This is a genomic window from Craterilacuibacter sp. (genome assembly GCF_051659485.1).
In the GTDB taxonomy this organism is placed as follows: domain Bacteria; phylum Pseudomonadota; class Gammaproteobacteria; order Burkholderiales; family Chromobacteriaceae; genus Craterilacuibacter.
Genome location: NZ_JBOFOO010000095.1, coordinates 17,393 through 29,626, shown reverse-complemented (window position 1 = coordinate 29,626; position 12,234 = coordinate 17,393). Strand labels below are relative to the sequence as shown.

General features: G+C 61.2%; 15 protein-coding genes. 1 reads left to right on the top strand and 14 read right to left on the bottom strand.

All coding sequences use genetic code 11. From position 1 onward, the window contains the following. The 14 genes from hisF to ACRC1E_RS03390 all read right to left on the bottom strand — a co-directional run. The coding region (gene hisF, locus ACRC1E_RS03455; protein ID WP_438513716.1) for an imidazole glycerol phosphate synthase subunit HisF at positions 1-428 on the bottom strand (428 nt) is incomplete at its 3' end. Between the two features lie 91 nt (positions 429-519). After that, positions 520-1,260 (bottom strand): 1-(5-phosphoribosyl)-5-[(5-phosphoribosylamino)methylideneamino]imidazole-4-carboxamide isomerase, encoded by a 741-nt coding sequence (gene hisA, locus ACRC1E_RS03450; protein WP_438513715.1) that lies wholly within the window; start codon positions 1,258-1,260, stop codon positions 520-522. Between the two features lie 21 nt (positions 1,261-1,281). Beyond that, the gene (gene hisH, locus ACRC1E_RS03445) at positions 1,282-1,923 is read right to left on the bottom strand and encodes an imidazole glycerol phosphate synthase subunit HisH (RefSeq protein ID WP_438513714.1); all 642 of its coding nucleotides are present in this window, start codon (positions 1,921-1,923) and stop codon (positions 1,282-1,284) included. Further along, on the bottom strand, positions 1,920-2,513 hold the full coding sequence (hisB, locus tag ACRC1E_RS03440) for an imidazoleglycerol-phosphate dehydratase HisB (RefSeq protein ID WP_438513713.1): 594 nt from the start codon (positions 2,511-2,513) through the stop codon (positions 1,920-1,922). Before hisB ends, hisH begins: the two co-directional genes overlap by 4 nt. A 3-nt stretch (positions 2,514-2,516) precedes the next feature. Then, on the bottom strand, positions 2,517-3,587 hold the full coding sequence (gene hisC / locus ACRC1E_RS03435; RefSeq protein WP_438513712.1) for a histidinol-phosphate transaminase: 1,071 nt from the start codon (positions 3,585-3,587) through the stop codon (positions 2,517-2,519). A 130-nt stretch (positions 3,588-3,717) separates the two neighbouring features. Continuing rightward, positions 3,718-5,010, bottom strand: coding sequence for a histidinol dehydrogenase (gene hisD, locus ACRC1E_RS03430; protein WP_438513711.1), 1,293 nt, complete (start codon positions 5,008-5,010; stop codon positions 3,718-3,720). An 11-nt stretch (positions 5,011-5,021) separates the two neighbouring features. Next, positions 5,022-5,663 carry an ATP phosphoribosyltransferase gene (gene hisG / locus ACRC1E_RS03425; RefSeq protein WP_438513710.1) on the bottom strand — a complete coding sequence of 214 codons (642 nt, stop codon included), beginning with the start codon at positions 5,661-5,663 and terminating at the stop codon, positions 5,022-5,024. A 99-nt stretch (positions 5,664-5,762) separates the two neighbouring features. Next, positions 5,763-7,091, bottom strand: coding sequence for an RNA-guided endonuclease IscB (iscB, locus tag ACRC1E_RS03420; protein ID WP_438513709.1), 1,329 nt, complete (start codon positions 7,089-7,091; stop codon positions 5,763-5,765). A 307-nt stretch (positions 7,092-7,398) separates the two neighbouring features. After that, positions 7,399-8,160, bottom strand: a complete 762-nt coding sequence (locus ACRC1E_RS03415) for a flagellar brake protein (RefSeq protein WP_438513708.1) — start codon at positions 8,158-8,160, stop codon at positions 7,399-7,401. A gap of 41 nt (positions 8,161-8,201) precedes the next feature. Further along, positions 8,202-8,780: an SCO family protein gene (locus ACRC1E_RS03410; protein ID WP_438513707.1), complete on the bottom strand. Its 579-nt coding sequence runs from the start codon at positions 8,778-8,780 to the stop codon at positions 8,202-8,204. Positions 8,781-8,783: 3 nt separating this feature from the next. Further along, positions 8,784-9,680: a heme o synthase gene (gene cyoE / locus ACRC1E_RS03405; RefSeq protein ID WP_438513706.1), complete on the bottom strand. Its 897-nt coding sequence runs from the start codon at positions 9,678-9,680 to the stop codon at positions 8,784-8,786. Continuing rightward, positions 9,677-10,720 (bottom strand): COX15/CtaA family protein, encoded by a 1,044-nt coding sequence (locus ACRC1E_RS03400; RefSeq protein WP_438513705.1) that lies wholly within the window; start codon positions 10,718-10,720, stop codon positions 9,677-9,679. Before ACRC1E_RS03400 ends, cyoE begins: the two co-directional genes overlap by 4 nt. Positions 10,721-10,832: 112 nt before the next feature. Beyond that, positions 10,833-11,318, bottom strand: coding sequence for a hypothetical protein (locus ACRC1E_RS03395; protein ID WP_438513704.1), 486 nt, complete (start codon positions 11,316-11,318; stop codon positions 10,833-10,835). Next, the gene (locus ACRC1E_RS03390; RefSeq protein WP_438513703.1) at positions 11,315-12,016 is read right to left on the bottom strand and encodes an SURF1 family cytochrome oxidase biogenesis protein; all 702 of its coding nucleotides are present in this window, start codon (positions 12,014-12,016) and stop codon (positions 11,315-11,317) included. The genes ACRC1E_RS03395 and ACRC1E_RS03390 overlap by 4 nt, the downstream gene beginning before the upstream one ends. On the opposite strand from ACRC1E_RS03390, the gene ACRC1E_RS03385 reads away from it, so the two are divergent. Continuing rightward, complete coding sequence (locus ACRC1E_RS03385) at positions 12,015-12,194, top strand: DUF2909 domain-containing protein (protein ID WP_438513702.1); 180 nt, start codon at positions 12,015-12,017, stop codon at positions 12,192-12,194. The genes ACRC1E_RS03390 and ACRC1E_RS03385 overlap by 2 nt on opposite strands. Positions 12,195-12,234 lie beyond the last annotated feature (40 nt).

Sequence of the window (12,234 nt, the reverse complement as noted above, 5' to 3'; positions counted from 1 at the left end):
ATTTCCCAGCGGCTGTTGTCGGCATTCACCGCCTTGGCATCCACCGCCACCACGATGGCCTGACAACCGAAGCGGTCGGCGGCATCGCGCACCAGATCGGGATTGGTGATCGCGGCGGTATTGATGCCGACCTTATCGGCACCGGCATTGAGCAGGCGGCGGATATCGGCCACCTGACGCACGCCGCCACCCACGGTCAGCGGAATAAAGACCTGATCGGCGACCGCCTCGATTACGTGCAGGATCAAATCGCGCTCGTCGGAGCTGGCGGTAATATCGAGAAAGGTCAGTTCGTCGGCGCCTTGGTCGTTGTAGCGCTTGGCGATGGCAACCGGATCGCCGGCATCGCGCAGGCCGACAAAATTGACCCCCTTGACGACACGACCGGCAGAAACATCGAGACAGGGAATAATGCGTTTGGCGAGCATAAGGACTTTCGGGATCAGGGACTTGGAATCCGGGACTCGTAGCCAGAGCCAACACCGGTCGGCTCCCTAGTCACGAGTCCCGGATCCCGCTTTAAGCTGTCAGCTCATCCGCCAGCGTTTGTGCTTCGGCAAAATCGATGCTGCCTTCGTAGATGGCGCGACCGGTGATGACGCCTTCGATGCCTTCGCTCCTGACCGCGCACAAGGCACGGACATCATCGAGATTGGTCAGGCCGCCCGAGGCGATGACCGGCACGGAGAGGGCCTGCGCCAGCTTGACGGTCGCGTCGATATTGATGCCGTTCATCATGCCGTCACGACCGATATCGGTGTAGATCACCGACACCACGCCATAGTCCTCGAAACGCTTGGCCAGATCGACCACCTTGTGCTGGGTCACCTTGGCCCAGCCGTCGATGGCCACCATGCCGTCCTTGGCATCCAGCCCCACAATCACCTGACCGGGGAAGGCATCACAGGCATCGTGCAAAAAGCCCGGGTTTTTTACCGCCGCCGTGCCGATGATCACGTACTTGAGGCCCATATCGAGATAGGCTTCTATGGTATCCAGATCGCGGATACCGCCACCCAGTTGTACCAGCATGTCCTTGCCGACCGCGCCCAGAATGTCGCGTATCACGCTACGATTCTTGGGTTTGCCGGCAAAAGCGCCATCAAGGTCGACCAGATGCAGGCGCTCGGCGCCAGAATCGCGCCAGTGCAGCGCGACCTTGACCGGGTCGTCGGAGAAAACAGTCGCATCATCCATCACGCCCTGTTTCAGGCGTACACATTGACCATTCTTGAGGTCGATCGCGGGTATCAGCAGCATGGTGCATTCATCTACAAAGGGTTAGCAACAGCCGTCCCAGGCAAGGAAGTTCTTCATCATCTGAAGCCCTGCATGGTGGCTCTTTTCGGTGTGGAACTGCGTGGCAAAAATATTATCGCGCCCGACGACACAGGAAAACGGTGTCGGGTACGTGCTCTCGCCCAGGCTTAACGCAGCATCGGCCGGGGCAAAATGGTAACTGTGGACAAAGTAAAAACGTTCGCCATCGTCGATGCCGGCGAACAAGGGATGCGCCCGGGTCTGGGACACGCGGTTCCAGCCCATATGCGGCACTTTCAGGCGCTCGCCGTGTGCATCTTTAAGCCCGTCGGCAAAGCGCACCACATTACCGGGAAACAGACCCAGCCCGGCGGTATCGCCTTCCTCGCTATGCTCGAACAAGAGCTGGGCCCCCACGCAGATGCCGAAAAACGGCTTGCTGCCGGTGGTTTCCAGCACCGCCTCGGCCAGGCCATGCTCGCGCAGCTCACGCATGCAGTCCGGCATCGCGCCTTGCCCGGGGAACACCACCTTGTCGGCCTTGACCACGACATCCGGGTCGGAGGTGAGAAACACGTCGGCACCGCAATCATTGACGGCCTGTACCGATTTCAGGACCGAGTGCAGATTGCCCATGCCGTAATCGATGATGGCGACTTTCATGCGGTCAGCGTCCCCTTGGTCGACGGCATCTGCCCGGCCATGCGCTCATCGAACTCGACCGCCATCCTGAGCGCGCGCCCGAAGGCCTTGAACACGGTCTCGGCCTGATGATGGCTGTTCAGCCCGCGCAGATTATCGATATGCAGCGTCACCATCGCATGGTTGACGAAGCCGTGGAAGAATTCGGAAAAGAGATCAACGTCGAAATTACCGATGCTGGCGCGGGTAAATTCGATGTTGTACACCAGCCCCGGACGGCCGGACAGATCCAGTACCACCCGGCTCAAGGCCTCGTCCAGCGGCACATAGGCATGGCCATAGCGGCGTATGCCCTTCTTGTCGCCGATGGCGCGGGCAAAGGCCTGCCCCAGCGTAATACCGATATCTTCCACCGTATGATGGGCATCGATATGCAAATCCCCCACCGCATGAATATCGAGGTCGATCAGGCCGTGGCGCGCGATCTGGTCCAGCATGTGGTCGAGAAAGGGCACGCCGGTTTCAAAACGGCCGATGCCGCTGCCGTCAAGATTGAGCGCGGCGGTAATCTGCGTCTCGGAGGTATTGCGGGTAACGGTAGCTGTGCGCATGGTTTAGCTCAGGATGTCGTGAAGGGCGGCCAGCAGCGCGCTGTTTTCTGCGGGGCTGCCAACCGTCAGGCGCAGGCAGTCCTGCAATAGCGGATGGGCGCCGTCCAGCTTTTTAATCAGTATCTTGCGCGCCTTGAGCGCGTCAAATACGGCGGCGGCACCGCTCACGCGGCAGCTGATGAAATTGGCTTCGCTGGCGAACACGGTGACAGCGGGCAAGGCTTGCACGGCGGCCGCCAGACGCTGGCGCTCGGCGCGCAGCAGGTTTGCCTGCTCATCGAACAGGCCCAGGTGGTCGAGTGCGAAATGCGCCGTTTCCTGCGTCAGTACATTGATGTTGTAGGGCGGGCGCACCTTATCCAGCTCGGCCATCCACGACGGATGACCGGCGGCGTAGCCCAGACGGATGCCGGCCAGACCCACCTTGGACAGGGTGCGCAGCAGCAGCAGGTTTTCCACCGTGCCGGCCAGATCCATCAGGCTGTCGTCGGCAAAAGCCTGATAGGCCTCGTCCACCACCACCAGCCCCGGTGCGGCCGCGATAATGGCTTCGACAGCGGCGCGCGGATAGCGGTTGCCGGTCGGATTATTCGGGTAGGCAATAAACACCACCGCCGGTTGATGCAGGGCGATGGCCGCCAGTGTGGCGGAGAGATTCAGGCTGAAGTCGGCATTCAGTGGCACACCGATATAATCCATGCCGGACAGGACGGCATTCATGCGGTACATCACGAACGAAGGCTCCAGCGCCAGCACCTTGGCACCGGGGCGGGCCAGCAGCTGGGTGATCAGGGTGATGATTTCATCCGAACCATTCCCCAGCAGCACATCGGCCGCAGCCGGAATGGCAAACGCCGCCTTGAGCCGCACCTTGAGGTTGCCGCCGGCCGGATCGGGATAACGGTTGATGGCGACCCTAGCCAGACGCTGCCCCAACTCGGCCTGCAGTTCCGGCGGCAAGGGAAACGGATTTTCCATCGCATCGAGTTTGATGAAACCCGATGCCTCCGCGACGTGATACGCCTGTAGCGCGCTGATTTCCGGCCTGACCCAGTGCTGTGCTGACAATTTCATCTCTATCGTATTCAGTCCGTCCGCAACAGGCGAACGCAATTTATGTGTATATCCTATCGCGTAATGCGCATGGCGGCGAGCGAATTAGCAAGCCGCAAAATGCCGGCTTCCTGCCACTACGCTGCCGGCCCTAGCTTTCCATACGCATTTCTGCGGCACGGGCGTGGGCGGTCAGCCCTTCGCCATGCGCCAGTACGCTGGCAATGGCTCCCAATTGGCGCGCGCCCTGAGCCGACACGCGGATCAGGCTGCTGCGCTTTTGAAAGTCGTAAACGCCCAAAGGACTGGCAAAGCGCGCAGTACGGCTGGTCGGCAACACATGATTGGGGCCGGCACAGTAGTCGCCCAGACTCTCGGAGGTGAAACGGCCCATAAAGATCGCGCCGGCGTGTTTGAGTGCCGGCAACCAGACTTCGGGCTCGGCCACCGACAGTTCCAGATGCTCGGGCGCAATAAAATTGGCGATGCGGCAGGCTTCGGCCAGATCCGCCACCTGAATCAGCGCGCCGCGATTGGCCAGGCTGGCCTCGATAATCGCGCGCCGCGGCATGGCCGGCAGCAACTTGTCGATGCTGGCTTCGACTGCGGCGATATAGCCTGCATCCGGGCACAACAGGATGGCCTGTGCAATTTCGTCATGCTCGGCCTGTGAAAAAAGATCCATCGCGATCCAGTCCGGATCGGTAGTGCCATCGCAGATCACCAGAATCTCGGAAGGCCCGGCGACCATGTCGATGCCGACGACGCCGAATACGCGGCGTTTGGCCGCGGCGACATAGGCATTGCCCGGGCCGGTAATTTTATCGACCTGCGGGATGGTGGCCGTGCCGTAGGCCAGCGCGGCAATCGCCTGCGCCCCACCGACGGTAAACACCTGATCCACGCCGGCGATAAACGCCGCCGCCAGCACCAGATCGTTTTTTTCGCCGCCTGGCGTCGGCACCACCATGATGATTTCACCCACGCCCGCCACCTTGGCCGGCAGCGCATTCATCAGCACCGAGCTGGGGTAGCAGGCCTTGCCGCCGGGCACATAGATGCCGACACGCTCCAGCGCACTCACCTGCTGCCCGAGCAGGGTGCCGTCTTCGTCTTCGTAGCTCCACGAATGCGCCAGCTGCTTTTCGTGGTAGCGGGTCACACGGCTGGCGGCAGCCGTCAGCGCCTCGCGCTGGATCGGTGGCAGGCGATGGAATGCCGCTTCCAGCTCGGCACGCGACAGCGTCAGCTCGGCCATGGAGGCCACTTCCAGCCGGTCGAAGCGCTTGCTGTATTCAATCAGCGCCGCATCTCCACGGGCTTTGACATCGTCACAGATGGCGGCGACGCGGGCATCGACCTCGGGGTCCTGCGCGGTTTCAAATGCCAGTAGCGCACGCAGGCTGGCATCAAAGCTTGGCATACGGCTATCGAGTTTCTGCATGCGGGCCTCCATCACGCCGGCACCGCCGACGCAAACGCGTCCAGCACCGGCTGTATGGTCGAATACTTGAGTTTGAGTGCCGCCTGATTCACCACCAGCCGCGAGCTGATGTCGAGGATATGCTCGACGGCGACCAGATTATTGGCCTTCAGCGTATTGCCGGTAGACACCAGATCGACAATGGCGTCGGCCAGGCCAACCAATGGCGCCAGCTCCATCGAGCCGTACAGCTTGATGATGTCTACGTGCACCCCCTTGCGCGCAAAATGCTCGCGCGCAATCTGCGGGTACTTGGTGGCGATCTTGAGACGGGCACCATGCTTCACCGCCGCCGCGTAATCGAAATCACGCGATACCGCGACCATCATCTTGCAGCAGGCAATATTCAGGTCCAGCGGCTGGTACAGACCATCGCCACCGTGCTCGATCAGCACATCGCGCCCGGCAATGCCCAGATCCGCCGCCCCATACTGCACATAGGTCGGCACGTCGGACGCGCGCACGATCACCAGTTTCACGTGTTCGTGATTGGTGTCTATCACCAGCTTGCGCGACGACTCGGGATCTTCGGCCGGCATAATGCCGGCAGCAGCCAGCAAGGGCAGGGTTTCTTCAAAAATACGGCCCTTGGACAGGGCAATGGTCAGTTTCATCAGTTTGCGCGGGAAACCTCGGGGTTTAGCCCGAGGTCGAGAGCGCCGACCCCGCAGGGGTCGATGCTTTGGCTGTACTCCAATCCCGCTCTCCTTTCTCTAAGCAGCCTTGGGTTGGAAGGTATAACCGTAGCCGTCTGCACGTTGGATCAGCCGGCAGTGCCGGTGATTAATCCCTTGCACGGCAGGCGCTCCGGCAACCTGGATGTTGAAACTGCCGCTGGCGCGAACCGCCCCCCGCCCGCAATACGTGCCAGCTTTCTTGCCTTTGGTTACAACCGCTTTGATGCGGTCGCCGGTCTGGAAACCAAAGTGGCGTTTGCTGCGAGTAAGGTAGCCTCGCGGGAAACCCGAACCATCCAGCCGCGTGCGCTGGTAGCTGCCGCGTCCGGTGGCTTTTATTTCCACCACCGGGCGCTGCCAGTGGCCGACAGCATCCACCCTGCCGACACAGGCCGCATCAAGCGCATGAGTCTTGGGCACGGACAGCGCATGGCGGTTGTATTTCGTCCTGCCCCCGTCCGATGTTTCCACCTGCAAGCCCGTGTCTTTCAATGCCGCAACCAACGCATTGCGGGTACTGTTGACGGCGGCAGCGTCGTGCAGCGGGTGTTTCAGTTGCCGACGCAGCTTTGCCAGTCGATCCGGCTGCTTCGCCAGGAACACTTCGACCGGCAGCGCATCCTTCTTCTGATTGCAAGGCTGGCACGCCAGTGTCAGATTGCTGATCCGGTTGCTGCCGCCGTTGGCGCGGGCGGTAACGTGTTCGACTTGCAGTGGTATGTCGGTCTTGCTGCAATACGCGCACTGGCGTTTAAACTTCTCCAGCAAATACTCGCGCACGGTGTAACCGTGCAGCGTGCCTTGCTGGTATTCGATGCCGGAGATTTCTGGGCTTTGCATCGCCTGCATGTCGAACTTCACGTGCTCAACAGCGAGTGCAGAAACCGGCGACCAGCGGCGCAGCCGTTGCACCCACGACAGCGTTGTCTCCAGCCGATGCCGCAAGGAAGACGCAAGCCAGCCTTCCGGTCGGGTGCGATTATCGAATCGTGGCGCACGATGGCGCAGGTTTTGACCACGGCGACGGCGGCGCATGGCGCTTCGCGCCTGCAAAGCATCCCGAATGACCGCACCGCGATGCTGCAAATGACCCAGCCACAGCGGATGGACGGTGCGACGTATCTCTCCGCTTTCGATATCGGTGTCGTCCTGCACGCGCACCAGCGCGATGCCGGTGGTTTTGCTGCCGGGGTCAAGTTTAACCTGCACCGGCTGGACTTCCCCGCCCACACGGTCTTTCAGCCGAATGGTGAACGGCACCACGCGAACCACTACCGCCCGGCCTGCATCCAGCTGCTTGCGTGCGCGTTTTTCCGAACACGGCATCAGCGGCTTTTTGCGTTTATCGAGAACAAAAACACTCACGGTTTGCTCTTCCCAATCTTGCGCTTACGCGCCTTGTAACAAGAACTTTCGTTCTGCTCCCCTCGGGAATGTCTGCAACCGGCTCCCGCTTTAGCGGCGGAAACAACCTTCGGCGTTTTACCTTGCGCCAGCATGATCGAATCCTTCCAGAGTCCGGAACTGAGGAAGCATTCCGGAGTGGGTCTTAACGACCTGTTGCAAACGGAGCGGATTCGGAAATCCGCTTGCCCTGGTCAACCTAGCTCGCTTTTAACAAGCTCCCACCTTTAGGCCGGGGTAGCTGACGGTCGTTGCTTTGAAATAAAAATCAGAATGACAGGGCGCGGCGCTCGCGCTCCAGCGTGGCGATATAGCGCTGCACCAGATTTTCGCGAGCCTGCGTCATGCTCAGGAACTGACAACCCACACGGGTAATTTCCACATCATTGCGCTGGATGGAGCTTTGCTGGTAACGCACTTCAAAAGCCACATCCAGCACGCCGAACGGTTTGAGCTCGATATGGCAGTCGCGATAGGCATCGCCGATGTTAACGCTGATGGCGCTATCCCGCGGCAACAGCAAAGCCATGCCGCCCAGACTGATGTCCAGCAAGGGCAGCACCAAGGGCTCGACCGGATAATCGTTGATAAGGCACAGCAGCGGGCTAGCCACCGGCGTCTGGATACGGAAGCATTCGCGGCGCTGCAGCTTGAGTACCGTCTCCGGTAGCGCCACCGACAAGGCCGGCCGGCCTTCATACTCGATACGGCTGAACTGGCCCAGCACACACTGGGTTTTTACGCCTTCGGGGGCGCAAACAAACACATTGCGCTCGCCCTCCAGCAACTGGCGGTTGGCCGGCTCGCTGCCGCCCCAGTCAAACACCAGACGGCCTGCCGCCAGATCCACTTCCAGCAACCGGGTCAGGACAAAGCTTTTGCCATGATCGGAAAACAGCGTCGCCATATTGCCGGACGCGGCAATACTCTTGAGGTGATGTGCAATTTCCAGCCGGCTGCTAAGGGTAAATTGCGCCAGATCCGGTGCACCGGAATCACGTGACACATCGTTGGGAGAATCTGCGCTCACTGGCTTAATCCTGAAACATGCATGGCATTGAAGTTGCCAGTTTACCGCAACAATGCCCCGATATCATGTGCAAGCGCAGCCGCCGGCGTGCCGTAAGACTGATAAACCCGTAAACGGCCGTTGCCATCAAACAGATACGAGCCGGCGCTATGATCCAGCGTATAGCCGCCGCCCGCGGTGGCGACTTTTTGCGCCACCACTTTAAACTGGCTGGCCACCGCCGCGCTTTGGCTGGCCGACCCGGTCAAGCCGATGAAACGCGCATCGAAATGCGGCACATAGCCTTGCAGCACGGCTGGCGTATCGCGCTCGGGATCCAGCGACACAAACAGCACCTGCACCCGAGAAGCATCGGGCCCCAGCGCCTTCATCGCCGCCGCGTACTCCAGCAAGGTTGTCGGGCACACATCCGGGCAGTGGGTATAGCCGAAAAACAGCGCCACCACCTTGCCGCGATAGTCGGACAGCGACACCGGCTGGCCATGCTGGCCGGTAAGGGTGAAATTACGGCCAAAATCCACATCGGAAATATCGCTGCCCTTGAAAACAGGCGCCGCCGGCTGCGGGCTACATGCCAGCAGTAAGCCCATACACACAGATAGCAAGCAGCGTCGCAACATGGTTTAAAGGGTCAACAAGTAATAGTGGTCGAACATCAAGGCCGCAAATAGCCAGGTCAGATACCAGATCGAGCCCTTGAACATGCGACGTGCGAGTTCATCAGCATACTTTCTGTGCAGACAGACGGCAAGCCGGATGAAATAGGCATTCAGCAACAGCGCCGCCAGCAGATACAGCACACCGCTGGCGCGCAGGGCCACCGGCAGCAAAGAGATCGCGGCCAGCAGGATGGTGTACAGCAACATGGTCAGTGTCGTGAAGCGCTCGCCATGCGTCACCGGCAGCATGGGCAGGCCGGCATTGCGGTATTCCTCGCGCCGGTACAAAGCCAGCGCCCAGAAATGCGGCGGCGTCCAGGCATAGATGATCAGGAACAGGACCATGGCCATGGCGCTGATCTCGCCGGTCATCGCCGCCCAGCCAAGTAGCGGCGGCATCGCACCGCTGGCGCCACCGATCACGATATTCTGCGGGGTATTGGGCTTGAGCAGCAGGGTATAGACAATGGCGTAGCCGACAAAAGTCGCCAGAGTCAGCCAGGCTGTCAGCGCATTCACAAATGCCACCAGCAAGGCCATACCCAGACCGCCGGCACTCAGCGCCACAAGCAGGGTGGCGCCCACGCCGGCCTCGCCGCTGGCGGTCGCGCGGCTGGCGGTACGGCGCATGCGTGCATCGATGCCGCGCTCGACCAGACAATTGATCATCGCCGCAGCGCCGGCCACCAGCGCAATACCCACGGTCGCCGGCAGCAAGATTGCCGGATCGGGAAATCCATCGCTCGCAAGCAGCATACCGATGACGGCACAGAATACGATCAGCAACACCACGCGCGGCTTGGCCAGCCGCCATAACTGGCGGATAGGCTGGTGTGACGGATTCAGGGTGTGTGTGCTCATGCGTGCTCTCCCGACAGTCTGGCAAACCGGCGCTGACGGGCAGCAACAGCCGCCCGTCGCGGTGAAGTAAAACGCAAGGCCAATGTCAGCGTGCAAGCCAGCAGCAGCATCGCCACCGCGTTATGTGCGACCGCCACCGGCAAGGGCAAGGCCGCCAGTACATTGGCGGCGCCCAGTGCAATTTGCAGCAGCCACAAACCGAACAACAGGCGGCGCTGTCCCTGCCAGGCAGCCTGCTGCCGCCCGGTCCACACCAGCAGCAACAGCAGGCACGACACCAGCACGGCACCCACGCGATGCAGCCAATGAATGGCGACCAGATGGCCGAACAGCAGCAAACTGCCATCGGGGGCCATGCCCAGTTCACGCGTCAGCTGGAAAGCATGATCGAAGCGCATATCGGCCGGCTGCCATTGCCCGTTGCAAGTCGGGAAACCCTGACAGGCCAGCGCGGCATAATTGGATGACACCCAGCCGCCCAGCAGGATCTGCCCTAACAGCGCCGCGAGCAGCAACCAAGCCAGCGTGCGCTGCCACAAGGCCGAGGCCAGCAGAGGCTGGACTCGGTGGCTGGCCTGAACCGCGAGCAAAGCAACGATCAGCATGCCGCCTATCAAATGCAGCGACACGATCACCGGCTTGAGCAAGAGCGTCACCGTCCACATGCCGAGCAAGCCCTGCATCATCACCGCCAGCAGCAAGACAGAAGTGAAGAGGCGGATAGAAAGCGCCAGCCGGCGCCACCAGGCAAAGGCACAGGCCAGCAGAATGATCAGCCCCAGAGCGGATGCCAGATAGCGGTGCGCCATCTCTTTCCACGCTTTGGCCATACTGACCGGCCCTGCGGGGTTGGCGCTGTGGATATCGACAATCACATCGCGCGCATGCGCCGGTGACAGTTGTCCATAGCAGCCCGGCCAGTCGGGACAACCCAGCCCGGCATCGGACAGGCGCACATAGGCCCCCAAGGGCACGACAATGCAGGCAATCAGCAGCGCCAGCCAGACCAGCCGGCGCAAAGTCGATGGGTATGCAGGCATAAACTTCCCTTGAAACAAACCGAACGCCGCGGCAGGCTCGCCGCCCTATTCCCTATTCCCTATTCCCTATTCCCTATTCCCTATTCCCCATTCCCCGCTCCCCACTCCCCACTCACCCCAAACCGTTATTGCTCTTCATCACCTTGGCCACTTCGCGGATGATGCGGGTCGGGTCGCTGCCTGCCGGGTAGTTGAGTACCTGATTGCCCAGCGGGTCGACCAGCGTCAGCCCCGGACGCAGCAAGCGCTCGTCACCGACCAGAATTTCGACATGCGAACGATCAAGCGCAGCCCCAGCATTAAACAGCGTCAACACCTCCAGCCGTTCACTGCCCTCGTTCTGCGCCGTATGAATCTGGCCAAGATCGAAACGCTGCTGCTGGCAAAGCGTGTCGCAAGGCGCGTGTGCCGTATTCATCAGCACCCATTTTCCCTTTGGCCAAGCACTGGTTTTGGCGATGGCCAGAGACTGCGTCGGCAACAGCGTGCCGTAACTCTTGCCGCCAGCAGGCGGGTAGGCAAAATAAAGCACGCTGGAAGCCAAGACCGGCGCCATACACAAAGCCAGAATCAGCCACAGTATCTTGTTGGATTTCATACACTGTCCTCCATGAGACTTCCGCCGGCGCGGTTCGCCGGTTTGAATAAACGCCAGGCCGACACCAGCAGCAGCAGCCCCAGCAGCAGCCATTGCAGGGCATAGGCAAAATGGCGTTGCGGGTCGAAGGCCGGTTTAAGCGGCGAGGCCGCCAAGCCGGGCAAGGGCGACTCCAGCACCACCACCCCCGGGCGCAGCGCCTCGCCATAGCGCCCGGCCAGTGCCGCGCGTAACGGGGCATCGACAATCCCCTTGTCGCCCAAACGGGCCCCGGACAGCGTCAGCACCTGCGGCCAGCGCTGCCAGTGCCCGTTAACCGTCAGGGTATGGGGCAGCAGCGGTAAGCGGGTATTGGCAGCCAGGCGACCCACATCCACCATCACCATGCTGCCGTCGCTCAAGGCCAGCGGCAGCCAGATGCGGTAGTCCGGCCGCCCGTTCTTGCCCGCCCCCTGCCACAGCAACACATCGCCGACCACCCGCCCGCTAAGCGCAACACGGCGGCGATCGGGTTGTGCCGCCCGGCCTTGCTCGGCCAGCACCTGCGGTGCTTGCAGGGCGGCGGCTTCATAAGCGGCCAGCTCGGCACTGCGCGCCAGCCCGCGCTGCCACTGCCATGCGCACAGCACAAACGGCAGCAGACAACAGCCAATGATGACACTAGACTTTAACGATATATTGCCCGGTGCAAACTTCATGAAAATCCTCGTCGCGCTCGCCGTTCTGGCCATTATCCTGACGCTGTTTTCAGCCCTGTCCGGCCTGCTGCGCCCCGGTGCCAACCGCGAACGCACCGTACGGGCGCTGACCCTGCGCGTAGCGCTCTCTATTGCCCTATTCATGCTGCTGCTCATCACGCGCCTGATCGGAGGCTAAGGACTCAAGCCCGTCCGCGCAGAAGCCCCCCTATTCCCTA